The organism is Mangrovicella endophytica (assembly GCF_002893625.1).
Taxonomy (GTDB): Bacteria; Pseudomonadota; Alphaproteobacteria; order Rhizobiales; family Rhizobiaceae; genus Mangrovicella; species Mangrovicella endophytica.
Genome location: NZ_PKMZ01000004.1, coordinates 180,287 through 205,830, shown reverse-complemented (window position 1 = coordinate 205,830; position 25,544 = coordinate 180,287). Strand labels below are relative to the sequence as shown.

General features: G+C 66.7%; 20 protein-coding genes and 1 riboswitch. Of the genes, 14 read left to right on the top strand and 6 right to left on the bottom strand.

Annotated elements, in window-relative coordinates; genetic code table 11:
- Positions 1-11: 11 nt before the first annotated feature.
- The 13 genes from trhO (at position 12) to C0R46_RS12430 (ending at position 13,595) form a co-directional block, all read left to right on the top strand.
- On the top strand, positions 12-899 hold the full coding sequence (gene trhO / locus C0R46_RS12490; protein ID WP_102960036.1) for an oxygen-dependent tRNA uridine(34) hydroxylase TrhO: 888 nt from the start codon (positions 12-14) through the stop codon (positions 897-899).
- Between the two features lie 659 nt (positions 900-1,558).
- Positions 1,559-3,484, top strand: a complete 1,926-nt coding sequence (locus tag C0R46_RS12485; RefSeq protein WP_102959965.1) for a methyl-accepting chemotaxis protein — start codon at positions 1,559-1,561, stop codon at positions 3,482-3,484.
- Positions 3,484-3,792: an STAS domain-containing protein gene (locus tag C0R46_RS12480; protein WP_102959964.1), complete on the top strand. Its 309-nt coding sequence runs from the start codon at positions 3,484-3,486 to the stop codon at positions 3,790-3,792. The genes C0R46_RS12485 and C0R46_RS12480 overlap by 1 nt, the downstream gene beginning before the upstream one ends.
- Complete coding sequence (locus C0R46_RS12475) at positions 3,789-4,151, top strand: response regulator (RefSeq protein ID WP_198598319.1); 363 nt, start codon at positions 3,789-3,791, stop codon at positions 4,149-4,151. The genes C0R46_RS12480 and C0R46_RS12475 overlap by 4 nt, the downstream gene beginning before the upstream one ends.
- A 69-nt stretch (positions 4,152-4,220) precedes the next feature.
- Positions 4,221-6,482 (top strand): chemotaxis protein CheA, encoded by a 2,262-nt coding sequence (locus C0R46_RS12470; protein ID WP_102959963.1) that lies wholly within the window; start codon positions 4,221-4,223, stop codon positions 6,480-6,482.
- Between the two features lie 12 nt (positions 6,483-6,494).
- Entirely contained in the window at positions 6,495-6,950 is a 456-nt protein-coding gene (locus tag C0R46_RS12465) for a chemotaxis protein CheW (RefSeq protein ID WP_102959962.1), read from the top strand.
- A gap of 125 nt (positions 6,951-7,075) precedes the next feature.
- A complete protein-coding gene (locus C0R46_RS12460; protein ID WP_102959961.1) occupies positions 7,076-7,948 on the top strand; it encodes a CheR family methyltransferase in 873 nt (290 codons plus the stop codon).
- The gene (locus tag C0R46_RS12455; RefSeq protein ID WP_102959960.1) at positions 7,945-8,967 is read left to right on the top strand and encodes a protein-glutamate methylesterase/protein-glutamine glutaminase; all 1,023 of its coding nucleotides are present in this window, start codon (positions 7,945-7,947) and stop codon (positions 8,965-8,967) included. The genes C0R46_RS12460 and C0R46_RS12455 overlap by 4 nt, the downstream gene beginning before the upstream one ends.
- 414 nt (positions 8,968-9,381) lie before the next feature.
- A complete protein-coding gene (locus tag C0R46_RS12450) occupies positions 9,382-9,774 on the top strand; it encodes a response regulator (protein WP_102959959.1) in 393 nt (130 codons plus the stop codon).
- Positions 9,774-10,307 (top strand): chemotaxis protein CheD, encoded by a 534-nt coding sequence (locus C0R46_RS12445; protein WP_102959958.1) that lies wholly within the window; start codon positions 9,774-9,776, stop codon positions 10,305-10,307. The genes C0R46_RS12450 and C0R46_RS12445 overlap by 1 nt, the downstream gene beginning before the upstream one ends.
- A gap of 102 nt (positions 10,308-10,409) precedes the next feature.
- On the top strand, positions 10,410-10,763 hold the full coding sequence (locus C0R46_RS12440) for a hypothetical protein (RefSeq protein WP_102959957.1): 354 nt from the start codon (positions 10,410-10,412) through the stop codon (positions 10,761-10,763).
- 156 nt (positions 10,764-10,919) lie between these two features.
- A riboswitch (cobalamin riboswitch) is annotated at positions 10,920-11,123 on the top strand.
- Between the two features lie 118 nt (positions 11,124-11,241).
- Entirely contained in the window at positions 11,242-12,486 is a 1,245-nt protein-coding gene (locus tag C0R46_RS12435; protein ID WP_102959956.1) for an aromatic ring-hydroxylating oxygenase subunit alpha, read from the top strand.
- Between the two features lie 26 nt (positions 12,487-12,512).
- Positions 12,513-13,595, top strand: coding sequence for an FAD-binding oxidoreductase (locus tag C0R46_RS12430; RefSeq protein WP_157944641.1), 1,083 nt, complete (start codon positions 12,513-12,515; stop codon positions 13,593-13,595).
- A gap of 121 nt (positions 13,596-13,716) precedes the next feature.
- On the opposite strand, the gene C0R46_RS12425 is transcribed toward C0R46_RS12430, so the two are convergent.
- Positions 13,717-14,025 carry an ATPase inhibitor subunit zeta gene (locus C0R46_RS12425; protein WP_157944639.1) on the bottom strand — a complete coding sequence of 103 codons (309 nt, stop codon included), beginning with the start codon at positions 14,023-14,025 and terminating at the stop codon, positions 13,717-13,719.
- Between the two features lie 253 nt (positions 14,026-14,278).
- On the opposite strand from C0R46_RS12425, the gene metH reads away from it, so the two are divergent.
- Positions 14,279-18,088 carry a methionine synthase gene (gene metH / locus C0R46_RS12420; RefSeq protein ID WP_198598318.1) on the top strand — a complete coding sequence of 1,270 codons (3,810 nt, stop codon included), beginning with the start codon at positions 14,279-14,281 and terminating at the stop codon, positions 18,086-18,088.
- 61 nt (positions 18,089-18,149) lie between these two features.
- On the opposite strand, the gene fhuB is transcribed toward metH, so the two are convergent.
- The 5 genes from fhuB to C0R46_RS12395 all read right to left on the bottom strand — a co-directional run bounded on the left by fhuB (position 18,150) and on the right by C0R46_RS12395 (position 25,502).
- Positions 18,150-20,123 carry a Fe(3+)-hydroxamate ABC transporter permease FhuB gene (gene fhuB, locus C0R46_RS12415; protein WP_102959953.1) on the bottom strand — a complete coding sequence of 658 codons (1,974 nt, stop codon included), beginning with the start codon at positions 20,121-20,123 and terminating at the stop codon, positions 18,150-18,152.
- Positions 20,120-21,013: an ABC transporter substrate-binding protein gene (locus C0R46_RS12410; protein ID WP_102959952.1), complete on the bottom strand. Its 894-nt coding sequence runs from the start codon at positions 21,011-21,013 to the stop codon at positions 20,120-20,122. Before C0R46_RS12410 ends, fhuB begins: the two co-directional genes overlap by 4 nt.
- A gap of 70 nt (positions 21,014-21,083) precedes the next feature.
- Positions 21,084-23,258: a TonB-dependent siderophore receptor gene (locus tag C0R46_RS12405; protein ID WP_157944638.1), complete on the bottom strand. Its 2,175-nt coding sequence runs from the start codon at positions 23,256-23,258 to the stop codon at positions 21,084-21,086.
- A gap of 234 nt (positions 23,259-23,492) precedes the next feature.
- Positions 23,493-24,287, bottom strand: a complete 795-nt coding sequence (locus tag C0R46_RS12400) for an SDR family NAD(P)-dependent oxidoreductase (protein ID WP_102959950.1) — start codon at positions 24,285-24,287, stop codon at positions 23,493-23,495.
- Between the two features lie 42 nt (positions 24,288-24,329).
- A complete protein-coding gene (locus C0R46_RS12395; RefSeq protein WP_102959949.1) occupies positions 24,330-25,502 on the bottom strand; it encodes a zinc-dependent alcohol dehydrogenase in 1,173 nt (390 codons plus the stop codon).
- Positions 25,503-25,544 lie beyond the last annotated feature (42 nt).

Sequence of the window (25,544 nt, the reverse complement as noted above, 5' to 3'; positions counted from 1 at the left end):
ATAGCGCGGCGATGAGCTGGACCGTCGCTGCCTTCTACCGCTTCGTTACCGTGAATGATCTTCCCGCATCCCAGGCGGCGGTGCGTTCCGCATGCGAGGCGGCGGGCGCCTGTGGCACGATCCTGCTCGCCGGCGAGGGAATCAACGGCACCGTGGCAGCGCCGACCGCCGCCGCCATGGACGCGCTGGTCGCAGCGCTCGACGCCATGTTCGGAATTCGTGCCGGCGAGGTGAAGTTCTCAGCCGCGACCAAGGCGCCGTTCAAGCGCCTGAAGATCCGCATCCGGCCGGAGATCATCACCATGCGGGCGCCGGAGGCCGATCCCTCGCGTCAGGTCGGCACCTATGTGGAGCCGCGCGACTGGAACGCCCTGATCAGCGATCCGGACGTGCTCCTCATCGATACCCGCAACGACTACGAGACGGCGGTCGGCACCTTCCAAGGCGCCGTCGATCCGCAGATCGCCACCTTCACGGCCTTCAAGGATTTCGTTGCGACGGAGCTCGACCCGGAGAAGCATCGCAAGGTCGCGATGTTCTGCACCGGCGGCATCCGCTGCGAGAAGGCCTCCGCCTATCTGCTCGCCCATGGCTTTCAAAGCGTCTTCCATCTGAAGGGCGGCATCCTCCAGTATCTCGAGGACGTGCCCCAGGAAGAGAGCCTCTGGGACGGTGCCTGCTACGTCTTCGACGGACGCACGGCTGTCGGGCACGCGGTTGCCGAGACCGGCTGGGACCACTGCTTCGGCTGCGGCCGCGCCGTGTCGCAAGAGGATCGGCGCCACGCCGCCTTTGAGGAGGGCGTCTCATGTCCCGCCTGCGCGCCGTCGCTGCACGAGGACCGCGCCGGGGCGCTGCGCCGACGCCATGCCGCAATGACGCGTCAGGGGAGCCGCTGAGGCGGCCGGCGCCATCCAGCGATTCCATCTGCGGCATATCCGCTGACCGGCTGGCCCGCTAACCGCCCCCTGAGAGCTGCCGCATCAGACGGGCAGGGGCGAACGCGATGCCCTGCGCGCTGCAACGCGCCCGTTGCGGGAAGCGATGGAGTGCCCCGTCCTCTTGCTGATAGGCGATCGTAAGCATCGCGTATTACTTCAACAGTCCTGAAGCCGCCAAGTAGAACGGCCCCATGCCTTCGAAACGCCGCGATGCGAGAGGACGCCGGCCCTCGGGGACTCTGCCGATCTGTGTTCACCTTCAATGGATTGGCGCATCGTTAACGATCAATCCCCGAAATCCGGACGATCTTCGCAATCGACCCTTGAAGTAACAGGCGCTTAGGGCTCGGCCGCTAGGCTGATGGTTGATCGCGGTCCGTCGCTGCCGTTTGGAGCAGCCTGCAGGGCTGCTTCACAGCGACGGCTTGCGATCATCACAGTCCTGTCATCCGGCGAAGACTCTCGAAATATCATGATCCCGCCACTGGTCTTCGCCGCCTCTACGTAACCGATGCTTAGGAAGCAGAGGCTACAGTAAAGCCGTCAGTGGGAAACCGTTCGCGTGAGTGGCGGTCTCCGATCATCCCTCCATCCACCGACCATCTGAGGCACAGCAGATGCACCCGCGCGACCTGAAAATCTCAAGGAAGATCGCTGCAGCATTCGCGATCGTTCTGATGACGGCTGCGGCGATGGGCGGGCTGATCTACACGCAGCTCGAGACGGTCAGGCAGTCGGGTGAGCGCTCCAATTACTATGGTTCGCTTGTCTCCAATGCGATCCAGGCTCGCTTCGCCTTGGCCCGGCAGGAGAACTCGCTGCGCGGCTTCATGCTGACGCGCGACGAAAGCTATGTCGGCAAGGTCCAGAAGCATTACGACTCGATGCTGGCCGCGGTGGGCGCCATCGAAGCGGCCTCGCAGGAGCCGGCGCTCAACCAGCAGATGGAGGTGCTGAAGACCGCCGTCGCCGCCTGGCACGAGAAGGTCGTCAAGCCGACCGTCGATTTCGCCCGCAATCCGGACACCGCCGCGCAGGCGATCGACCTCATGAACTCCGGCGTCGCGGATCAGTACATCACCCCGGCCGAGGACATCCTCGATACGCTGCGCGACGAGCGCAAAGAGTCCGGCGCAAAGATGGTGGTTATGGAGGCCGAGGCCAATGCGAAGGCGAAGCTCGTCTTCTTCATCGGCATGGCGCTGCTGCTCGTCGCCTCCGCTGCGCTCGGCTGGATCCTGTCGCGCGCCATTGCCAAGCCGATCGTCGCCCTGTCCTCCGCGATGCGCCGCCTGGCGGACGGTGATTTCACCGTCGACGTGCCGGCGGGCGGGCGTCGGGACGAGATCGGCCAGATGGCTGCGACCGTCGTCACCTTCCGTCAGGCCGGCATCGAGAAAGAGCGCCTCCAGAGCGATGCCGAGACGGCGCGTGGCCGCGAGGATGCCGAGCGCTCCCGCAAGGCGGCTGCCGAGCATGCCGACCATGAGGAGCTCTCTGCCTTCATCTCCGACATTGAGAGCGGCTTCGCGCGGCTCTCGGCCGGTGATCTGACGGTGCGTCTCGACCGCCCGGTGGCGGCTCAGTATGAGCCGGTGCGCGGTCAGTTCAACGCCTCCGTTGCTTCGCTGGAAGAAGCGATCGGCTCGGTGGTGACCTCGATCGGCGCCATTCGGACCGGTCTGACGGAGATCACTGTCGCCTCGAACGATCTCGCTCAGCGCACCGAGCAGCAGGCCGCGAGCCTGGAGCAAACGGTGGCGGCCCTCTCGGAGGTGACCAGCGCGGTGAACGAGACGGCGCAGGGCGCCGGCCAGGCTCAGCTGGCGGCGACCACCGCACAGAAGAACGCCGAAAAGGGCGGCGAGATCGTCGGCCGCGCCGTCGATGCCATGGATCGGATCGAGAAGAGCTCCGATCAGATCGGCAAGATCATCGGCGTGATCGACGAGATCGCCTTCCAGACCAACCTCCTCGCCCTGAACGCCGGCGTCGAGGCGGCCCGGGCAGGCGAGGCGGGACGCGGTTTCGCCGTCGTCGCCCAGGAGGTGCGCAACCTCGCCCAGCGCTCGGCCGAAGCCGCCAAGGAGATCAAGGACCTCATCTCGACCTCGCGCGAGCAGGTCAGCGAGGGCGTCGACCTCGTCACTGCGTCGGGGCGCTCTCTCGATGAGATCGTCAGCCAGGTCGGTGAGATGAGCCGCGTCGTGGCCGAGATCGCCCGCAGCGCCAAGGAGCAGGCCGTCAGCCTGAAGGAAGTCTCCACGGCGGCCGACCAGATGGACAAGGTCACCCAGCAGAACGCCGCCATGGTCGAGGAAGCCACCGCGGCCAGCCAGACCCTGTCGAGCGAGACCGAAGAGCTGGCCGGCCTCGTCATGAAGTTCCGCACCTCGGCATCCAAGGGGATGCCGGTCAACCAGGGCAGCCGGGCGGCGCCAGCGCGTCGCAGCGCCCCGCAGCGGACTGTCACCCAGATGCGCACCACCGGCACCGGCGGCGCAGCCCCCAAGATCAGCGAAGACGGATGGGAAGAATTCTGATGGCGAGGAAGAAGACAGCTGCGGCGAGCGCCGCCAGCCTGGAACTACCGGCCGTGCTCGACCTCAAGGCGGCAGCGCCCCTGGCCGAGCAGCTCCTCGCGATGCGGGGCAGCCCGATCACGGTCAGCGCCGCGCAGGTGGAACGGATCGGGGCCCAGTGCGCCCAGGTCCTTCTCTCGGCGGCGGCGACCTGGAAGAGCGACAAGGCGTCCTTTGCCATCACCGGCGCATCGGATGGATTTGAGAGCGGGCTGAGGCTGATGGGCCTCTCGACCGAGCGACTGATGGAACAGGAGATTGCACAGTGAAGACCATTCTGACAGTCGACGACTCCCGCACCATGCGCGAGATGCTGCGCCGGGCGCTGCAGGACTCGGGCTTCAACGTCGTGCAGGCCGAGGACGGCGTCCACGGCATCGAGGTTCTGCAGGGCATCGATCCCGACGTCATCATCACCGACGTCAACATGCCCCGTATGGATGGCCTGCAGTTCATCGAGGAGGTCCGCGCCGATCGTGAGCGCCGCGCCATCCCGATCCTGGTGCTGACGACCGAGAGTGACGCCGAGAAGAAGGCGCGTGCGCGCGCTGCCGGCGCCACCGGCTGGATCGTCAAGCCGTTCGATCCGGTGAAGCTCATCGACGCCATCAACCGCGTGGCCGCCTGAGCGGCCACGACTGCAACCAACAACAACCGACGACCGCCCGTGGGCGGCATCGAGGGGTAAGGACGTCACATGGACGCGATGGCGGAGATCCGCGCAACCTTCTTCGAGGAGTGTGCCGAGCAGCTTGCGGAGCTGGAAGCGGGGCTTCTGGCCATCGAGAGCGGCGAGGCCGATGCCGATACCGTGAATGCCGTGTTCCGCGCGGTGCATTCGATCAAGGGCGGCGCGGGCGCCTTCAATCTCGACGACCTGGTCCACTTCGCCCACGTCTTCGAGACCACGCTGGACGAGCTGCGCTCCAACCGCCTCGAGGCGACGCTCGACGTTGTCCGCGTCATGCTGCGGGCTGCTGACGTCCTCGCCGACCTCGTCACCGTCGCTCGCGACGGCGGATCGGTCGATGCGGTGCGCACACGCGGACTGGTCGAGGAGCTGAAGGCGCTGGTCGGCGGCAAGAAGGATGCGCCGGCGGCCGCCCCCGCCGCGAGTGATGACGGCCCGATCTTCGCGCCGATGGTCGGCGACGGCATGGATGGGCTCGACTTCGTGCCCGTCTCGGTCGACCTCTCCGACATGATGGACGGCGGCGAGAGCCGCTACCGCATCCAGTTCCGGCCGCGCGCCGAGCTCTATGCCAAGGCCAATGAGAGCGCCCGCCTGATCCGCGAGTGCCTGGCGCTCGGCAGCGGCGAGGTGACCTGCGACACCAGCGCGATCCCGCTTCTCACCGACCTCGATCCGGAAGGCGCCTACCTCGCCTGGACCATCGAACTCGCCAGCGAAGCCGGCGAGCCTGCTGTCCGCGAGATCTTCGAGTTCGTCGAGTGGGACTGCGACCTTTCCATCGATCGCATCCTTGATGCCTCGGCCATGGCGGCCGATGATGGCGTCGACCCGGAGATCGCGGCGCTGCTCGCCCGGCTCGCCGGCGGAGCCGACGCTGCGGCCGACGAGCCGGCTGCCGACGCCCCCATGGCTGAAGTGGTCGAGCTGAAGCCCGCGGCAGCGGCGGCGGCGCCGAAGCCGGCACCGGCTGCCGAGGCCCCGGCGCCCCGCAAGGCCGAGCGTGCAGCAGCCGCGGCTGAAAGCGGCGACGCCAAGGCTGCCGCCGCAGGCAGCGCGCCGGCCGCGACCATCCGCGTCGACCTCGAACGCGTCGACCGGCTGATCGACCTCGTCGGCGAGCTGGTGATCCACCAGGTCATGCTGTCGCAGCGCGTCATGCAGGCCGGGCTCGCCCGCGCCTCGGATGTTGCCGTCGGCCTCGATGAGCTGGAGCAGCTGACGCGCGAGATTCAGGACAGCGTCATGGCCATCCGCGCGCAGCCGGTGAAGTCGGTTTTTCAGAAACTGCCGCGCCTCGTTCGCGAGGTCGCCGACATCACCGGCAAGCAAGTGCGGCTGATCACCGAGGGTGAGTGGACCGAGGTCGACAAGACCGTCATCGAGCGCCTCTCCGACCCGCTGACGCACATGATCCGCAACGCCATCGACCACGGCGTCGAGCGTCCGGAAAAGCGCGTCGCCGCCGGCAAGGGCGAGGAGGGCACCGTCCGCGTCGCGGCGATGCACCGCTCGGGCCGCATCGTCATCGAGATCTCCGACGACGGCGCCGGCATCAACCGGCAGGTCGTGCGCAAGATCGCGGTCGACAAGGGCCTCATCCCCGCCGACGCGAGCCTCAGCGACGAGGAAACTGACAATCTGATCTTCCTGCCGGGCTTCTCCACCAAGGAGGAGGTCTCCGAGCTCTCCGGCCGCGGCGTCGGCATGGACGTGGTGAAGCGCTCGATCCAGGCGCTCGGCGGCCGTGTCTCCATCGCCTCCAAGCCGGGCGAAGGCTCCATGTTCACCATGAGCCTGCCGCTGACGCTCGCCGTCCTCGACGGGATGATCGTCTCGGCCGGCGACCACACGCTGGTGGTGCCGCTGACGGCCATCATCGAGACGCTGAAGCCGAAGCCCGCGGAAGTGCGCGGCTTCGGCAACGACCAGCGCCTGATCGAGGTGCGCGGCAACTTCATGCCGCTCGTCGATGTGGCTCGCCAGCTCGGCTACCGTGAGGAACCGACCGATGCCCTGTCCGGCGTTGCGATCCTGGTCGAGGCCGAGAACGGTGCCCGCTCGGCACTGCTCGTCGACGGCATCCAGGGCCAGCGGCAGGTCGTGATCAAGAGCCTCGAGGCCAACTACGGCCGCGTGCCCGGCGTCGCCGCGGCGACGATCCTCGGCGATGGCCGTGTCGCGCTGATCATCGATGTCGACGTGGTCGCCGCGACCTCACGTTTCGAACAGAACTACTTCAGCAGCGGCCTTCAGGCGGCGGAGTGAAAGGTGACACAGATGAACGACAATGAGAGCGCCGGCGCACGTGAGCTCATCGCCTTCCGCATCGGCGAGCAGGAGTTCTGCGTAGACATCATCTCGGTGCGGGAGATCCGCGGCTTTGCGGCCGCCACCCCGCTGCCGCACTCGCCGGACTATGTCCGCGGCGTGATCAACCTGCGCGGCACGGTGCTGCCGATCGTTGACCTCGCGGCCCGTCTCGGTTTCGGCGCGACGATCCCGACAGCGCGCTCGGTGATCATCGTTGTGCGGGTCAACCAGCAGCTGGTCGGCCTCCTGGTCGATGCGGTCTCCGACATCCTGACGGTGACCGACGACCTGCTGCAGCCGACGCCGGAGCTTGCCTCCGAGCTCGCCCGTGCCTTCGTCCGCGGCGTCATGGCCGTCGAGGGCCGGATGATCTCGCTGATCGCGGTCGACAACGTGCTGCCGCAGATGGAGCTTGCGGCCTGATTAGGCCGCGAGTTCTAGGACGAGCCTGTCCTTAGCCATGCCCGACCGTCGCCTCACCAGGCGACGGCACCCCGGGGCGCGGCTGCAATCCTTGCGAACGAGCCCATATCGGGCCGGGATGTGCCATGTCTAACCTGAAGCTTGAGTCCGCGGAGCGGGCATCGTCGGGCGAGTTCCCGATGACCGATGCGGACTTCACGACCATCGCCAAGATCCTCTACGAGGACTCCGGGATTCTGCTGTCGTCGTCCAAGACGACCCTGGTCTATTCGCGTCTGGCCAAGCGCCTTCGGGCACTTGGGATGGAGAGCTTCAAGGATTACTGCGCCTATATCGCCGGTGCCTCCGGGGCTGGGGAGCGCATGACGATGCTGGCCGCTCTGACGACCAACGTCACGCACTTCTTCCGCGAGCCGCACCACTTCGAGCATCTCAAGAACCACCTGCTGCCGCCGCTCCTCGCCAAGGCCAAGCAGGGCGGCAAGGTGCGCATCTGGTCGGCCGGCTGCTCCAACGGCCACGAGCCCTATTCGATCGCGATGACGCTCCTGTCGCTGATGCCCGATGCGGCGGATTACGACATCAAGATTCTCGCCTCCGACATCGACCCGAACGTCGTCGCCTTCGGCCGCCGCGGCGTCTATGACGAGCAGACGCTGGAAGCCGTTTCGAAGGACCTGCGCCGGCGTTGGTTCCAGCCCTCGGGCAACGGCTTCGAGGTGGTCGATGCGATGCGCGACCTCGTCTCCTTCCGCGAGCTGAACCTCATCGGCGACTGGCCGATGAAGGGCACCTTCCAGGCGCTGTTCTGCCGCAACGTGACGATCTACTTCGATCAGCCGACGCGCGAGAAGATCTGGTATCGCTTCTGCCGTTACCTGCAGCCCGATGGTTGGCTCTATATCGGCCATTCCGAGCGCATGTCCGGGCCTGCCTCCGAGTTCCTCTCCTATGAGGGCACCACGGCGTATCGCCGCCTAGCGGGGACGGTCCGATGACGCCGGTCAGAGTTCTCGTGGTGGACGATTCCGCCACCATGCGCGCGCTCCTGAAGCACTCCCTGGCGGCCGATCCCGAGATCGCCGTGGTCGGCGAGGCGGCCAATCCGCTCGACGCGCGCGAGAAGATCAAACAACTCGATCCCGACGTCGTCACGCTCGACGTCGAGATGCCGAACATGAACGGCCTGGAATTCCTCGACAAGATCATGCGCCTGCGTCCGACGCCGGTGATCATGGTCTCGAACCTGACCGCACCGGGTGCGACCGCGACGCTGGAAGCGCTGGAGATCGGCGCCTTCGACTGCATCGCCAAGCCGAATTCGGCACAGGGCGACACGTTCGGCCACCTGCCGGCGCTGATCAAGGAGGCCGCCAAGGCCAAGGGCCAGATCGGCGGCCAGCGGATGACGCGGCCGTCGACTGGGACCGACCCTGTGGCTCCCGCGGCGCGCCATGCCGGTTGGCCGGATCTGATCGGCATCGGCTCGTCCACCGGTGGCGTCGAGGCGCTGATGAAGCTCCTCGCCGACTTCCCGGAGGATTGCCCGCCGACGATGATCGTGCAGCATCTGCCGGCGGCATTCTCGGAGTCCTTCTCCGCCCGGCTCGACCGGATCTGCCGCGCCAAGGTCACCATGGCACGCGCCGGCGAATCCGTGTTGCCCGGCCACATCTATGTCGCCCCCGGCGGCAAGCACATGACGCTGAAGACGACGGGCGGCCTTCGCTGTTCCCTGAACGACGAGGACACCGTGCAGGGTCACCGCCCGTCGGTCGACGTCCTGTTCCGCTCCATCGCACGCAACTTCAACGGCTCGACAACGGCGATCATCCTGACCGGCATGGGCCGCGACGGCGCCGACGGCATGCTGGAGATGCGCGAGCGCGGCGCCCGAACGATCGCTCAGGACGAAGCGACCTCGCTCGTCTACGGCATGCCGCGGGTCGCCTACGAAATCGGCGCCGCCCAGAAACGGGTGCCGCTCGGCCGGATCGCTCGCGAGACGTTCGGCTGAGGCGAAGCGCCACGCCCGCCGTTAAGAAATCCGGCAGGCGACAATGCGATGATCGACGGCCTCTTCGGAGGTCCCGAGCAGTGGCCGGCCAAAGCCAAAAACGCTTGGTCGCCAGTGGAAAGTACGCCTTAGCAAGTGCTGACATCAAGTCCGTGCGAGGGCCGAATGAAATGCCGCAGACTGCGGAAAATGCAGATCAATAGCCGCTCTTATTTAACCTTTCTGGCGGCAAATAGAGGCAGGAACTTAGGCGCTCGATGCACCTGGATGATCGTCGGAATGCCGGTGCCGCCGCTGAGGCGGGCATCGGGCGAGGCGGACAGCGGTGCAGGGCGCAGAACGGGGTGATGCCGCTTCGACTACGGTCGTAGCGCAGCCGCCGGCAACGACGGTGATTGTGGAAGGAACCAGCGAATGTCGTCTTTCAAGCAGCATCTGAAGGTTATGATCGTCGACGATCAGCGGACCAGCCGCATGCTGATCCGCGACGCGCTCGAGCAGATCGGCATCACCCAGGTGATCTTTGCCGTCGACGGCGAGGAGGCGCTGAAGGCGATGATGACGTCGCCGTGCCACATCATCATCTCCGACTTCAACATGCCGAAGCTCGACGGCATCCAGCTTCTGAAGGCGGTGCGCTCCTACGCGCCGATCAAGAAGACGCCCTTCATCATCCTGACCGGCCGCGGCGACCGCGAGCTGGTGCAGAAGGCGGCGCAATTCGGCGTCAACAACTTCCTCGTCAAGCCGATCACCGTCCCGGTGCTGCAGAAGACGATCGAGGCCGTGGTCGGCAGGCTGCAGTAATGGCGTATCCGGCAGGCACGAGACGCGTCAATCTGATCCAGGGCGAGTACAAGGTCGAGAGCGGCGAGAACGTCGTCATCACGACCCTGCTCGGCTCCTGCGTCGCCGCCTGCATGCGCGATCCCGGGGCAGGCGTCGGCGGCATGAATCACTTCTTGCTGCCGGGCTTTGACGACAGCCAGGGCAGGGCGGAGAGCTTCGGCCTCTACCTCATGGAAATGCTGATCAACGGCCTCCTGAAGAAGGGTGCGCGGCGGCATTGCCTGGAGGCCAAGCTCTTCGGCGGCGCCTCGACCATGGAAGGTCTGCGGGACATCGGGTCGCAGAACATCGCCTTCGCCAAGCGCTTCCTGGAGATGGAAGGCATCGCTCACGTCGGCGGCAGCCTTGGCGGCGATCGCGGCCGGCGCATTGAGTTCTGGCCACATTCCGGACGCGCCCGGCAGATCCTGATGGATCGCGCCGAGACGCCGAAGATCGTGCCGGTGGCACCGCCAGCGCGCCAGTCCGTCGGCGATCTCGAACTCTTCTGATCCGGTATGCCGGCGGTTCAGCCGGCGTTCCACGTCATGCCGATCCAAGGATGATCCGGCCGCGGCCGGTCGTCACATGCCGCATCCCGTGAGGCCTCGTCCATGAGCCACCATCCGCTGTCGGGCCTGATGAGCCGAGTGTCGAGCGAGCTCGACGAGCTGTCGCGCAGCACCGAGGAGCTGCACGACCTGACGATCGACATCGAATGGCCGGAGACGGCGATCGATGCTGGCTTCGTTCGCGCCGCGCAGAAGATCGACTTCCTCTGCCAGGCGCTGTCGAATCTTGCAGGCTATCTCGACGCCCTGTCGGTGGAAGTGCCGGCCGACTGCCGCATCGACGCCACCGCCGCCCTGTCGGCGCTCAAGCTGTCCGAACTGAAGAACCGCCTTTCCACCGAGGAGACCGCCGTGCGCGGCCCTGAGTCGGATGGCGAGCTGGAACTGTTCGGCTGATCAATCTGGAGCGCCTTGAAGCGCTCTCATGAAACGTGCATCGACGCCGCGGCATTCCGGAAGGAGGCCGCGGCGTTGCCGTTTGCAGCGGAGCATCGTGTCCGTCAACGCCGCCGCCATGTCGTTTCTGGAATTCCTTCAAGCTGCGGGCAGTGCTCTAGTCGCAATGCTTGAGGTGCCGCGGCGTCCCTGGATGTCGCGGAGAATTGGGAAGCCGGTGTGAACCCGGCGCTGCCCCCGCAACGGTGAAGGAAGGTGAGACGCGGCTCTACGCCATTGGACGGACCCGTCCGAGAAGGCGCCGCGTCTGCTGAGGAGCAACTTCCGAGCCCGGAAACCAGCCTCCGGCAACTCTGGGCGATCGCGGTGGGCGATCGGTCCGATCGCGTGGCGCATGCGGCGACGAGCCGCCGCCGCGGGCCGGATACGTGCCTCACCGTCGACGCTCCTGGCGACTGCCCATAGGATGAGGCACGGCATGGACGTACGTGGTGAAATGCTCCGCAAGCTGCTGCTGCGCAGGCGCGGCTACAGCCTGGACCGCAGCTTCTATGTGGATCCCGACTTCTACAGGGTCGATCTCGAGCTGATCTACTACCGCGAATGGCTGTTCGCCGGCCATGACTGCGAGCTGAAGAAGACCGGCAGCTACATCACCCTGCAGGTCGGCGACTACCCCGTGATCATCGTGCGCGACGCCAAGGGCGAGATCCGCGCCTTCCACAATTCCTGCCGCCATCGCGGCTCGCGCCTCTGCTCGGCCGAACGCGGCACGACCGCAAAGCTCGTCTGCCCCTATCACCAGTGGACCTACGAGCTGGATGGCCGGCTGCTCTATGCCCGCGACATGGGGCCGAGCTTCGATCCCGCACGCTTCGGCCTGAAGCCGGTGCATTGCGAAAGCATCGGCGGCTTCGTCTTCATCTGCGTCGCCGACGAGGCGCCGGACCTTGCTCCGTTGCGGGCGATGGTCGCCCCCTACCTGCTGCCGCACCGGCTGCAGGACGCCAAAATCGCCCACGAGACGACCATCATCGAGAAGGGCAACTGGAAGCTCGTCTGGGAGAACAACCGGGAGTGCTACCACTGCGCCGGCAGCCATCCGGAGCTCTGCCGCACCTTCCCGGAAAAGCCGACGGTGACCGGGATCGACGCGGCCGAGAAGGATCCGGAGATCGCCGGCCACTGGAACCGCTGCGAAGCCGCCGGCCTGCCGAGCCGCTTCCGCATCTCCGACGATGGCCAGTACCGCGCCGCCCGCATGCCGCTGCTGCGCGATGCCGTGAGCTACACACTGAGCGGCAGGAGCGCGGTGAGCCGGCCGCTGTCGGACGACGTCACCACGCCCCAGATCGGCTCGATGATGCTGTTCCACTATCCCTCGACCTGGAACCACGTGCTCGGCGACCACGCGGTCTCGTTCCGGGTGATGCCGATCAGCGCCACAGAGACCGCGGTGACCACCAAATGGCTGGTCAACAAGGATGCCGTCGAGGGCGTCGACTACGATCTGGACGAGCTGACGCGGGTCTGGATCGCCACCAACGACCAGGACCGGCAGATCGTCGAGGAGAACCAGCGCGGCATCCTCTCGCCGGCCTACGAGCCCGGACCCTATTCGGAACTGCACGAGGGCGGCGTCATCCAGTTCGTCGACTGGTATTGCAGCTTCATGCAGCCGCGCGTCGCCACGTCAGGCGTGCCGCTCGTACGCGTCGCCTGACCGGGCGGATGACGGCCATGACGATGATGCCGAGCTACAAGCATCTCGACCAGATGCTGCCCTGGAACGACAAGGTGCAGGTGCTGGAATGCGTCGCGGTCCTTCCGGAGACGCAGGACTGCAAGACCTTCTCCTTCCAGTCGACCGAACCGAGCTGGTTCCGCTACACGCCGGGCCAGTTCGTCACGCTGGAGCTGCCGGTCGGGCCGGTGCCGGCGCTGCGGACCTACACGCTGTCCTCCAGCCCGTCGCGACCTTTGTCGATCGCGGTGACGGTGAAGGCGCAGCGCGACAGCGTCGCCACCCGCTGGATGCTGGACAATCTGAAGGTCGGCGACCGGCTGAAGGCCTTTGGCCCGTCCGGCACCTTCTCATTCCACAATCATCCCGCCGAGAAATACCTGTTCATCTCGGCCGGGTCGGGCATCACCCCGATGATGTCGATGACGCGCTGGCTCTACGACTATGCTCGCCACACCGACATCAGCTTCATCAACTGCGCGCGCCGGCCGTCCGAGATCATCTTTCGCGCCGAGCTGGAGCGGATGGCGACGCGCGATCCCAACATCAAGCTCGCCTGGATCGTGGAGGAATCGGACCCGTACGAGGTCTGGCCGGGCTTCCGCGGACGCATCAATGCGCTGATGCTGGAGCTGGCGGTGCCGGATTACCGAAGCCGCGAGATCTTCTGCTGCGGCCCCGAGCCATTCATGCGCAACGTGCGCGAGATGCTGGCGGCCGCCGGCTGCGACATGGCCCGCTACCACGAGGAGAGCTTCCACCCCTCGACGGAGGCGGAAGCGGCACCGATCATCGTAGACGGCTTCGGTGCGGATGCCGCCGAAACCGCAGCGGAGATCGTCTTCACCCGGTCCGGCATCACGGCCGAGTGCACCTCCGCCGATACGGTGCTGCAGATCGCCCGTACCGCCGGCCTCAACATTCCGAGCGGCTGTCAGTTCGGCGTTTGCGGTACCTGCAAGACCCGCAAACTCTCCGGCGAGGTCCAGATGAGCCACAATGGCGGCATCCTCGACGAGGAGGTCGAGGAGGGCTTTATCCTCGCCTGCTGCTCGCGCCCGGTCGGGCGGATCGAGGTGGAAATCTGAAAGCCGCTCGACGAACGACTTATCGGGCGGGTGATCGGGAGCCTGGGCGGCAGGGCATCGCCCGCCGTCCGGCAGCGCGATTGCTGGCCGGACATCGGTTCAACGGGCTGCTCCGTGCGTTTCAGGCGCGGCCGACGATGTTGTCGTTCATCGCCACTTCGTAGCGGGCTCGCAGACCTTCGAGACCCTCGACGGCGAGGCGGAGATCGGCGGCGATCAGGTCGAAACCACCGCGCCCGCCGACCGAGCGCACGCCGGCATCGACGATCCTGGTGGCATAGTCGCGAGCCGCTTCGTCGGCATGGCCGAGCTGGCCTGCCGCCCACAGGCCGACGACCCAGTCGGCATGGGCGCGGCTGTAGAAGGAACGCTCCTCCATCCGCAGGTAGCTCTTGATGGAGAGTTCGGTGTGTTCTTCGATCGTGTGCATCACGTTTCCCCTCATTTTCCCTGAGCCAGGAGAAGATGCCACAAGCGCTTGAAGATACGGTGCTTTCAGCTGCTGCAATTTACGGAAGGTCATCCACTCGCGGGTAAGTCCTACATGCCTTGGAGGAGCGATCCTCCGGGCTGAATGACGCCCATTCCTCCATCACTCCTCGGACTGGTTCTGGCGGCTATGATGATATAAGGATGTCTTTATGTCATGCCGGCGCGACGGCGTGAGCAAGAGGCATGCATCCATGACGTCACAAACCGACGCGCTCTTCGGAGCCGATCTCACCCCCTCCCGCCAAGCGACGGCGGCAGCCGATCTTGCCGCAGCGGCACGTGAGCGCATCCTGATCCTCGACGGTGCGATGGGCACGGAGATCCAGGGGTTGGGCTTCGTCGAGGAGCATTTCCGGGGCGAGCGCTTCGCCGGCTGCGCCTGCCATCTCCAGGGCAACAACGACCTCCTGACGCTGACTCAGCCGCAGGCCATAGAAGACATCCACTTCGCCTATGCCATGGCCGGCGCCGACATCCTGGAGACCAACACCTTCTCCTCCACCTCCATCGCCCAGGCCGATTACGGCATGGAGGAGGAGGTCTATGCGCTGAACCGGGACGGCGCGCGGCTCGCCCGCCGCGCCGCCATCCGGGCCGAGCAGGCCGATGGGCGCCGCCGCTTCGTTGCCGGCGCGCTCGGACCCACCAACCGGACCGCCTCGATCTCGCCGGACGTCAACAATCCCGGCTACCGCGCCGTGAGTTTCGACGATCTGCGGCTCGCCTATGGCGAGCAGCTGCGTGGGCTGATCGATGGCGGCGCCGACATCATCCTGATCGAGACGATCTTCGACACGCTGAACGCCAAGGCGGCGATCTTCGCGACGCGCGAGATCTTCGACGAGAAGGGCGTCGAGCTGCCCGTGATGATCTCCGGCACGATCACCGATCTCTCCGGCCGCACCCTGTCCGGCCAGACGCCGACGGCCTTCTGGCACTCCGTGCGTCACGCCGCCCCGTTCACCATCGGCCTCAACTGCGCCCTCGGGGCGGCCGCCATGCGCGACCACCTGGCGGAAATCGCCGGTGTCGCCGACACCTTCGTCTGTGCCTATCCCAATGCCGGCCTGCCGAACGAGTTCGGCCAGTATGACGAGAGCCCCGAGGCGATGGCCGCCCAGCTGGAAGGCTTTGCGCGGGACGGCCTTCTCAATGTCGTCGGCGGCTGCTGCGGGTCGACGCCGGCGCATATCAGGGCGATTGCGCAGGCGATGGCGCGCCACCGCCCACGCACCGTCCCGGCGATCGCCCCGCAGATGCGCCTCTCCGGCCTCGAGCCCTTCACGCTCACCGCCGAGATCCCCTTCGTCAATGTCGGCGAGCGCACCAATGTCATGGGCTCGGCGAAGTTCAGGAAGCTGATCACCGCCGGCGACTACGCGGCTGCGCTCGACGTGGCGCGCGACCAGGTCGCGAACGGCGCCCAGGTCATCGACGTCAACATGGACGAGGGCCTGATCGATTCCGGCAAGGCGATGGTCGAGTATCTCAACCTCATCGCCGCCGAGCCGGACATCGCCAAGGTGCCGATCATGATCGACAGCTCCAAGTGGGAGGTGATCGAGGCCGGGCTGAAATGCGTCCAGGGCAAGCCGCTGGTGAACTCCATCTCGATGAAGGAGGGCGAGGAGGCCTTCCTGCGCCAGGCGCGGCTGGTGCGCGCCTATGGCGCCGCGGTCGTCGTCATGGCCTTCGACGAGACGGGGCAGGCGGATACGCAGGCGCGCAAGGTCGAGATCTGCACGCGGGCCTACAAGCTCCTGACGGAGAAGGCGGGCTTCCCGCCGGAGGACATCGTCTTCGATCCCAACATCTTCGCGGTGGCGACCGGCATCGAGGAGCACGACAATTACGGCGTCGACTTCATCGAGGCGACGCGCGAGATCGTCCGCACGCTCCCGCACGTCCATGTCTCCGGCGGCGTCTCCAACCTCTCCTTCTCCTTCCGCGGCAACGAGCCTGTCCGCGAGGCGATGCATGCCGTCTTCCTCTACCACGCCATTGCGGCTGGCATGGACATGGGCATCGTCAATGCCGGCCAGCTGGCCGTCTACGACACGATCGAGCCGGCACTGCGCGAGGCCTGCGAGGATGTGGTGCTCAACCGCCAGCCGAAGGGCGGTGGCACGGCCACGGAGCGGCTGCTGGAGATCGCCGAGCGCTTCAGGGGCACCGGCGGACGCGAGGCGAAGGCCAAGGACCTCGCCTGGCGCGAATGGCCGGTCGAGAAGCGGCTGTCCCATGCGCTCGTCAACGGCATCACCGAGTTCATCGACGCCGACACCGAGGAGGCACGGCTTGCCGCCGAGCGCCCGCTGCACGTGATCGAAGGCCCGCTGATGGACGGCATGAACGTCGTCGGCGACCTGTTCGGCGCCGGCAAGATGTTCCTGCCGCAGGTGGTGAAGTCGGCCCGCGTGATGAAGCAGGCGGTGGCCCATCTCCTGCCCTTCATGGAGGCGGAGAAGGCGGCGAGCGGCGCAAGCGGGCGGCAGTCGGCCGGCAAGATCCTGATGGCGACGGTGAAGGGCGATGTCCACGACATCGGCAAGAACATCGTCGGCGTCGTGCTGGCCTGCAACAATTATGAGGTGATCGACCTCGGCGTCATGGTGCCGGCCGCAAAGATCCTCGAGACGGCGCGGGCGGAGAATGTCGACATCATCGGCCTCTCCGGTCTCATCACGCCGTCACTGGACGAGATGGTGCATGTGGCGTCCGAGATGGAGCGGACCGGCTTTACCGTGCCGCTTCTGATCGGCGGCGCCACCACCAGCCGCGTCCACACGGCGGTGAAGATCGCGCCACGCTACGAGGCGGGGCAGGCGGTCTATGTCACCGATGCGAGCCGCGCCGTCGGCGTCGTCTCCAACCTGCTGTCGCCGGAGCAGCGCGAGGGCTATGCCGCCTCGATCCGCGCCGAATATGCCAAAGTCGCAGATGCGCATGCGCGCAGCGAGCGCGACAAGCAGCGCCTGCCGCTGGCCAAGGCGCGGGAGAACCGCCACCGCATCGACTGGGCGGCCTACCAGCCGCCGCGGCCGAGCTTCCTCGGCACCCGGACATTTGATGACTGGAACCTCGCCGAACTCGCCCGCTACATCGACTGGACGCCCTTCTTCCAGACCTGGGAGCTGAAGGGCCGCTATCCCGCGATCCTGGAGGACGAGGCACAGGGAGAGGCGGCGCGTTCGTTGTTTGCCGATGCGCAGGCGATGCTGGCGCAGATCGTGGAAGAGAAGTGGTTCAGGCCGAAGGCGGTGATCGGCTTCTGGCCGGCCAATGCCGTTGAGGACGACGTCCGCCTCTTTGCCGACGACGGCCGGCAGGCCGAGCTCGCCACCTTCTTCACGCTGCGCCAGCAGCTGTCGAAGCGGGGCGACCGCGCCAATGTGGCGCTTGCCGACTTCGTGGCGCCGCAGACGAGCGGCAAGCCGGACTATCTCGGCGGCTTCGTCGTCACCGCCGGGATCGAGGAGGAGGCGATCGCTGAGCGCTTCGCCCGGGCCAATGACGACTACGCTTCGATCATGGTGAAGGCGCTGGCCGACCGGTTCGCCGAGGCCTTCGCCGAGCGCATGCACGAGCGCGTCCGCCGCGAGTTCTGGGGCTATGCGGCGGACGAGGCCTTCGCGCCGGAGGAGCTGATCGGCGAGCCCTACAAGGGCATCCGCCCGGCGCCCGGCTATCCCGCCCAGCCGGACCACACGGAAAAGGCGACGCTCTTCCGCCTGCTCGACGCGGAGGCTGAGACGGGCGTGAAGCTGACGGAGAGCTATGCCATGTGGCCGGGCTCGTCGGTCTCCGGCCTCTACTTCTCGCACCCGGAGTCCTACTACTTCGGCGTCGCGAAGGTGGAGGAGGACCAGGTCCGCGACTATGCCCGCCGCAAGGGCATGGAGGTTGCGGAGGTCGAGCGCTGGCTCGGACCGATCCTCAACTACGTGCCCGCGAAGCCGTCGGCCGCATCAGCCGACATGCCGGCTGAGGCAGCCGAGTAGCTCTTGAGCCGGAGGTTCGCCGCGGCGCCCCTCGTGCGGGAGCCGCGTCAGGCTTCCGGCGTCAGGCCGGCCGGCGCGCGGCGCCCCGGTTGAGCAGCCAGACGAGATAGGGACCGCCCACCAGCGAGGCGAAGAGGCCGAGCGGCAGCTGGTAGGGGAAGGTCAGGCCACGCGCCATCCAGTCGGCGAAGATCATCAGCGCCATGCCGATGAGCACGGTGGCGAGCAGCTGCGGGGCCGGGCGGGCGATGCCGGTGAGGCGTGCGGCATGCGGCGCCATCAGCCCGACAAAGGAGAGCGGCCCGACAGTCAGCGTCGCCACCGCCGTCAGGATCGCGGCGAGGAGCACGAGCACTCCATTCGCAAGGCTTGGCGACAGACCGACGCCGCGAGAAACACCAGGGCCGAGCGGCAGCACCGCGAACCAGCGCGAAAACAGCGGCAGCGGCGCGATCAGGGCGACCGCCAGCGCGGTGGAGAGAAGCGCTGTCTCAGGCCCGACCAGTTGCGTCGAGCCGCTCAGCCAGTTGAGGAGCTGCGTGCCCTCGGCGCCGCCGCGCGCGATCACCGTCGTCACCAGCGCGCCGCTGAGCGAGCCGACCGCGATGCCGCCGAGCAGCAGCCGCTCCGGCCCGAAATGGCCGCTGGCGGCAAGGCCGAGCACGACGAGGAGGGCGAGCAGCGCGCCGCTCACGGCCGATCCGGTCTGGACCGCCAGCGAGGCCTCCGGCACGAACAGGAGGACGGCGGCCAGACCGACGCCGGAGCCGGCGCTGATGCCGAGGACTTCCGGGCTCGCCAACGGGTTGCCGCTGACGCGCTGCATGATGAAGCCGGCGGCCGCCAGCATGCCGCCGCAGGCGGCCGCCGAAAGGATGCGCGGCCAGCGCCAGGGCGCCACGGCTTCCAGCACCGGGCCGGTCGCGATCGTCCAGCCGCCCTCACCGGGCCCGACGAAGAGCGCGGCGATGCCGAGGAGGACGGCGGCTGCGGCGACCAGCGCCAACATCGCCCCCGGCTTGGAAAGCCGCCGCGGCGATGCCTCGGCCGCAGTTGTGCGCGGCGTCGATGGGCGCAGGCGCGGCAGCAGCCAGAGCAGCAGCGGTCCGCCGAAAAGGGCGGTCGCCGCACCCGTCGGCACGATCTCGGTCTCGTCGATCGCGGCGAGCTGGACGAGGCCGTCGGTGAGCAGCAGCAGGATCGCTCCGATCAGCGGCGACAGCAGCAACACCGCTGCGAAACGCCGCGCACCGGCGATGCGGGCGAGATTGGGGGCGGCAAGCCCGATGAAGCCGATGACGCCGACATAGGCCGCGGTGCTGGTCGCGAGGAATACAGCGAGGCCGAGGGCGAGGAGGCGCGTTCCGGTGACGCCGAGGCCGAGCGCTCGTGCGGAGGAATCGTCGAAGCCGAGCAGCACCAGCGGGCGATAGACGATCGCCACGGCAACCGTGGCGAGGCCAGCGCGCAGCGCCAGCGCCACCGTCGGCTGCCAGCCGCCCTGTTCCAGCGAGCCGCCGCCCCAGATGAACAGCGACATCATGTATTCGCCGTTGGCGAGGATGATCGTGGCGCTGAGCGAGGCGGCCACCAGCGAGATCAGCATGCCGCAGAGCACCACCGTCACCGGTTCCAGCCCGCGCCGCCACGATAGACCCAGGATCAGCGCCAGCGATGCCAGCCCGCCGGCAAACGCGATCGGCTCGCGCGCCGAGGCCATCAGGGCCGGGGCGTAAATGGTCGCTGCCGTCATGGCGAGCTGCGCGCCCGCGGCGACGCCGAGCGTCGAGGGATCGGCGATCGGGTTGCGCAGCACCCGCTGCAGCAGCGCGCCGGCAAGGCCCAGCGATGCGCCGGTGACGAGCGCCACCGCACCGCGCGGCAGGATGCTGTCAATGAGGACGATGCGGCCGAGCTCGTCGCCGCTTGCCGGCCAGGATGACCAGACGCCGTAGCCGAAGAGGGCGAGCGCGACGGCCGCAAAGGCGGCGAGCGTGACGGCCGCCCGCCGAACCGATGTGGCAGGTTCGCTCATGCCGCCGCTTCGATCGCGCCGGCGAACAGCCGCGCAAAGCGGCGCGCCGCCGGCAGGCCGCCAAAGGGGTTCACGGGCTCGATCATGTGCACGCGTCCCTCGCGCACCGGCGGCATCGCGTTCCAGAGCGCGCTTTGCGGCAGCGCCGCTGCGGCGTCAGGCGGGATCGGCGCGATGACGAGGACGATCGCCTCCGGCACCTTGGCGAGCGCCTCCAGGCCAACCGGTGCGGTGGCACTGTAGCTTGTCCGCGCTCCCCAGGCGTTGCGGAAGCCGAGCCGGGCGGCGACTTCGCCGAACATGGAGTCCTCGCCAAAGACGCGGAAGTGCCGGGGATCGCCGATATTGATGATCAGGACGGGGCGGTCGGTCCGCGCGGCGAGCTGTGCCTTCGTCGCGGCAAGCTCGGAGTCGAGGGCCGCGATATAGGCGTCGGCACGGTCAGGCACGCCGAGTTCGGCCGCCATGGTGCGCATGGCGCTCTCGGCCTTGCGGTAGGGGCGCACGCCGCGCTCGAAGACGCTGAGCATGCGCACGGGCGCGATGCGCGACAGGAGGTCGTTTGCCCAGAGATTGAAGGACGAGCCGTAGATCACATCCGGCCGCAAGCCGCTGAGCAGCTCGAGATTGATCGAGCCGCGCAGGCCGAGATCCACGACGCTGTCCGGTACGGCAGGCTCCACGGCGATCCTGCGGAAAAGCACCAGCTCGACGGCCGCCAGCGGCGTGACTTCGAGGGCAAGGCAGGTTTCCAGAAGCGCCCAGTCGACAATGGCAACGCGCTGGGATGCGGCCGCGGCCGGCACAGTGCAAGCCGGCGAGAGGGCGAGCCCCGCGCCGGCGGCGATGAAGGCGCGCCGGGTTAGGCCCGATGCGCTGCTGGTGATCACGCTTGCCTCCTGCCGGGCTCAGTCCGCCGGACGACGGACTGGCTGGCCGGGATGGAGCGCTGCTTTCGCCCTACCACTTGTAGGTCAGGCTGCCGATGACCTGCCGGCCTTCGCCGTAGAAGCAGCCGAAGTTGCAGCTGGCGAAGTATTCCTTGTCGGCGATGTTGTTGACGTTCAGCTTCGCCTCGAAGCTGTCACGCTCGTAGCGGATCGCCGCATCGAACACCGTCGCCGAGGAGAGGTCGATCGTGTTGGCGTTGTTGCCGTAGCGCTCGCCGATATAGCGCATGCCGCCACCGAAGGAGAGGCCCTTCAGCATCTCGGACTGCAGCTCGTAGTTCAGCCAGAGCGACGCGGCATGCTCAGGGATGTTGGCGGGCCGATTGCCGGTGGTGGTCGCCGTCACGAGGCCCGTCGTGGCATCGATCGTGTCGTCGCCTTCCGTGATCTCGGCGTCCGTATAGGTATAGGCGGCGATCAGGCTGAGGCCCTGCGACAGGTTCGCCGTCGCCTCGAACTCGAAGCCGCGCGAGCGGATTTCGCCGGTCTGCGACGTCTCGGACTCGAGGCCGCCGGCGCCGTCCGGCACGGCCTGGGTGCTGACGACGTTGGTCTTGGTCAGGTCGTAGACGCTGGCGGTGATGAAGCTGTTCCAGCCGAGCGGCTGGTACTTGAAGCCGCCTTCGATCTGCTCGCCCTCGGTCGGATCAAAGAGCTCGCCGGTGACATCGCTGACGCCGGCGGTCGGGCTGAAGGAGGTGGAGTAGCCGACGAAGGGCGCGAAGCCATTGTCGAAGAGGTAGAGCGCGCCGGCACGGCCGGTGAGCTTGTCGTAGTTCGCCTCGTCGCCGCTCTCATTGTCATCGAGGCCGGCCCAGTCCTGCCTGAGGCCGAGCGAGACGTTCAGGCGATCGAACTTGATCTGGTCCTGCAGGTAGAGGCCGACCTGATCCTGCGTGACGTCGGTGATGTTGGCGCCGTCCGGATTGACCGTGACCGGCTGGCCGTAGACCGGATCGAACACGTCGATCGGCCCGACCGAGCCGGAGAAGTTCGACGAGCGCCACTGGTTGTTGAGTTTGTAGTCGAGGCCCACCAGCGTCGTGTGCTGCATGGCGCCGGTGTCGAACTTGGCTTCGAGCTGATTGTCGATGCCGAGGCTGTCGATGGTCTCGGACTGGACGTTCACGCCGCGGTAGCCGGTGCGAAGGTCGACCGGATCGAGAAACGAGAAGTACAGGTTGTTGGAGTCGGCGTCGAACTTCAGATACTGGACGTTCTGACGGACCTCGAAGGTCTCGTTGAAGCGATGGCGGAACTCGTAGCCGATCGTGCCGATCCAGCTCTCATTGTCGTTGAAGTCGGGCTCGCCAAGATAACGGCTCGGCGGCAGCGAGCCGTTCGGGTTGTCATTGATCGTGCCCTGGAGCGGCAGGCCGATCTGCGAGGTGCCGGTGTCGTACTGGAGGCTCGACAGAAGCGTGAAGGACGTGTCCGCATCGGGCTCGATCGTCACGGTCGGTGCGATGTAGAAGCGGTTGTCCTCGATGAAGTCCTGCTCGCCGTCGGCAAGGCGACCAAGCCCGGTGAGGCGATAGGAGACGACGTCGTTGGCAACGCCCGCATAGTCGAACTTGGCGACATAGCGGTTGTCGCTGCCGACTTCGATGCCGGCCTCGCCGAAGGTCTCGCCCGTCGGGCGCTTCTGGATGAGGTTGATGAGGCCGCCGGGCTCCCCCTGACCGTAGAGCACCGAGGCAGGACCCTTGATCACTTCGATGCGCTCTTGGCCGAAAGGCTCGAAAGCGAGCGCGCCGAAGTCGCGGATGAAGCGGAAGTTGTTGAGGTAGACGCTGTTCGTGGCGTCGAAGCCGCGGATGATCGGCGCGAAGTAGCGAACGTCGTTGCCGAAGGGCTGGCTGATGACGCCAGCCGTATAGTTCAGCGCCTCGCCGAGGTTCTGGACGCCGCGGTCCTCTAACTGATCCGTCGTAACGACGGAGATCGACTGCGGGATCTCGATCAGCGGGGTCGCGGTCTTGGAGCCGGTTGTCGTGGTCTCTGCCGTATAGCCTTCAACGGGTCCGGTTGCGCTGTTGCCCGTGCCGCTCGTGGCGTCGCCGCTTCCATTGCCTTCGACCACGACGGTGTCGAGCACGATGTCCTGCGCATAGGCCTGTGCCGGCAAGAGCAGCGAGCACGACAGCAGCAGATGACGCGTGCGGCGGGAAAGGCGGGAGGACATTGCGGACTCCATCACGAACACGTCAGTCGCAATATCCGACAGAAGTGGAGTGTGGGAGTCAGATTTTGACGGCCAGGCTGTTTGCCGGGCCCTGTCGCAGGGCTGCAACAGTTGCCGCACAGAGGCAACGAGGTCTGCAAAGTGGCTAGGCCGAACGGTGGATCGCCAAGCTCGCTTTGCCGCAAGGCTGAACCGTGCCCGTTCCTGTCAGGACGGGCACGACGCGATCTCGCCTCAGCTTTTCCCCGAGCCAGGCTCCGACATCTTGCGGTGCTGCTCGGCCAGGATCTCCGACGGCGTGACGTTGGCGACGGCCGTTATGATCTTGTTCTTCACGCCGCTGACGACCTCGGCCTCGCCGGACATCATCGCCTTAAAGCCGTCCTTGGCAACACCCGCCGGATCGTCCTTCTTGGCCGTGCCGACGCTGGTATCCTCCATGTCGGCGCGCTCGAAGAAGGGGGTGTCAGTCGCGCCCGGCATCAGGATGGAGACCGTCACCTCCGTGTCCTTCAGCTCGTTGCGCAGCGCATAGCCGAAGCTGTTGATGAAGGCTTTCGAACCGTTATAGACGGCCTGAAACGCGCCGGGAATGAAGCCCGCGATCGACCCCGTGAAGAGGATGCGGCCCTTGTTGCGGGCACGCATGTCGCGGCCGATCTTCTGGACGAGGTAGATCGTGCCGGTGATGTTGGTGTCGACGATCTTGTGGACCTCGGTGAAGTCCTGATCGAGGAAGCCATGGCCGAGGCCGCGTCCAGCATTGGCGAGCAGCGCCTCGACCGGGCGGCCGAGGCTCTTCACGCTCTCGTAGAGGGCGTCGACACCGGCGGTGGTCGAAAGGTCGGCCTGAACGGCGACGACGTCGGCGCCGGTCGCCTTCAGGCTTGTCGCCGCGGCCTCGATCTCCGGCTCGTCGGCGGCAATCACGAGGTCGAAGCCGTTCTCGCCGCATTCGCGGGCGAGTTCGTAGCCGATACCGGTCGATGCGCCGGTGACGACGGCGAGCGGACGCGTGGTGGAGGACATGTCGATCTCCTGTGCTGTCGGGCTGCGAAAGTAGGCCGCGCCTTACGGGCGCAGCACCACCTTGATGCAGCCGTCCTTCTTGTCGCGGAACGTCTTGTAGAGGTCCGGGCCCTCTTCCAGCGTCGCGCGGTGGGTGATGACGAAGGAGGGGTCGATCTCTCCCTTCTGGACGCGATCCAGGAGAAGCGGCAGGTAACGCTGCACCGGCGTCTGGGCCATCTTAAAGGTGAGGCCGCGGTTGATCGCCGATCCGAACGGGATCTTGTCGAGGAAGCCGCCATAGACGCCGATCACCGACACGATGCCGAAGTTGCGCGTGCAGTGGATCGCCTGGCGCAGCACGTGTGGACGGTCGGTGCCCATGAAGGTCGCCATCTTCACGCGGTCGATGACGGAATCGAAGCTCGCCGTGCCGTCCGCTTCGGTGCCGACGGCGTCGATCGTGGCATCAGCGCCCCGCCCGTTCGTCAGCTCCATGATGCGGTCGTAGACATCCTCTTCGTGGAAATCGACGGTGATCGCACCGGCATCGCGCGCCATGGCGAGACGCTCCGGCACAGTGTCGATCGCGATCACGCGCTCGGCCCCGAGAAGGAAGGCGGAGCGGATCGACATCTGGCCCACGGGCCCGCAGCCCCAGATGGCGATCGTCTCGCCGCCTTTGATCTCGCAGAAATCGGCGCCCATGTAGCCGGTAGGGAAAATATCGGAGAGGAACAGGACCTGCTCGTCCGTCAGGCCGTCCGGCACCTTGATCGGCCCGACATCGGCGTAAGGCACCCGCAGATATTCCGCCTGGCCGCCGGCATAGCCGCCGAGCATGTGCGAGTAGCCGAACAGGCCGGCCGGCGAATTGCCCCAGGCCTTGGCGGCGATCTCGCGGTTCGGATTGGAACGCTCGCAGCCGGAGAAATAGCCGCGCTTGCAGAAGAAGCACTCGCCGCATGAGATGGTGAAGGGCACCACCACCCGGTCGCCGACCTTCAGCTTGCCCTTGGCGCCGGAACCGACCTCGACCACCTCGCCCATGGCCTCGTGGCCGATGACGTCGCCGCTCTCCATGGTGGGAATGACGCCGTCATAGATATGCAGGTCGGAGCCGCAGATCGCGCAGGCCGTGACCTTGATGATGGCGTCACGCTCATGCTCGATCTTCGGGTCGTCCACGCTTTCGCAGCGCATGTCGCCTTTGCCGTGCCAGGTCAGTGCTTTCATGGAGGGCTCCCTGAAGAGGCACGTCGGCGCGTGCCATGCGTC

What these genes read in the sequence shown, in the direction of transcription:
- trhO (WP_102960036.1), top strand. Translation starts at nt 12, where the DNA reads ATGAGCTGGACCGTCGCTGCCTTCTACCGCTTCGTTACCGTGAATGAT.
- C0R46_RS12485 (WP_102959965.1), top strand. Translation starts at nt 1,559, where the DNA reads ATGCACCCGCGCGACCTGAAAATCTCAAGGAAGATCGCTGCAGCATTC.
- C0R46_RS12480 (WP_102959964.1), top strand. Translation starts at nt 3,484, where the DNA reads ATGGCGAGGAAGAAGACAGCTGCGGCGAGCGCCGCCAGCCTGGAACTA.
- C0R46_RS12470 (WP_102959963.1), top strand. Translation starts at nt 4,221, where the DNA reads ATGGACGCGATGGCGGAGATCCGCGCAACCTTCTTCGAGGAGTGTGCC.
- C0R46_RS12465 (WP_102959962.1), top strand. Translation starts at nt 6,495, where the DNA reads ATGAACGACAATGAGAGCGCCGGCGCACGTGAGCTCATCGCCTTCCGC.
- C0R46_RS12460 (WP_102959961.1), top strand. Translation starts at nt 7,076, where the DNA reads ATGTCTAACCTGAAGCTTGAGTCCGCGGAGCGGGCATCGTCGGGCGAG.
- C0R46_RS12455 (WP_102959960.1), top strand. Translation starts at nt 7,945, where the DNA reads ATGACGCCGGTCAGAGTTCTCGTGGTGGACGATTCCGCCACCATGCGC.
- C0R46_RS12450 (WP_102959959.1), top strand. Translation starts at nt 9,382, where the DNA reads ATGTCGTCTTTCAAGCAGCATCTGAAGGTTATGATCGTCGACGATCAG.
- C0R46_RS12445 (WP_102959958.1), top strand. Translation starts at nt 9,774, where the DNA reads ATGGCGTATCCGGCAGGCACGAGACGCGTCAATCTGATCCAGGGCGAG.
- C0R46_RS12440 (WP_102959957.1), top strand. Translation starts at nt 10,410, where the DNA reads ATGAGCCACCATCCGCTGTCGGGCCTGATGAGCCGAGTGTCGAGCGAG.
- C0R46_RS12435 (WP_102959956.1), top strand. Translation starts at nt 11,242, where the DNA reads ATGGACGTACGTGGTGAAATGCTCCGCAAGCTGCTGCTGCGCAGGCGC.
- C0R46_RS12430 (WP_157944641.1), top strand. Translation starts at nt 12,513, where the DNA reads ATGCCGAGCTACAAGCATCTCGACCAGATGCTGCCCTGGAACGACAAG.
- C0R46_RS12425 (WP_157944639.1), bottom strand. Translation starts at nt 14,025, where the DNA reads ATGCACACGATCGAAGAACACACCGAACTCTCCATCAAGAGCTACCTG.
- metH (WP_198598318.1), top strand. Translation starts at nt 14,279, where the DNA reads ATGACGTCACAAACCGACGCGCTCTTCGGAGCCGATCTCACCCCCTCC.
- fhuB (WP_102959953.1), bottom strand. Translation starts at nt 20,123, where the DNA reads ATGAGCGAACCTGCCACATCGGTTCGGCGGGCGGCCGTCACGCTCGCC.
- C0R46_RS12405 (WP_157944638.1), bottom strand. Translation starts at nt 23,258, where the DNA reads ATGTCCTCCCGCCTTTCCCGCCGCACGCGTCATCTGCTGCTGTCGTGC.
- C0R46_RS12400 (WP_102959950.1), bottom strand. Translation starts at nt 24,287, where the DNA reads ATGTCCTCCACCACGCGTCCGCTCGCCGTCGTCACCGGCGCATCGACC.
- C0R46_RS12395 (WP_102959949.1), bottom strand. Translation starts at nt 25,502, where the DNA reads ATGAAAGCACTGACCTGGCACGGCAAAGGCGACATGCGCTGCGAAAGC.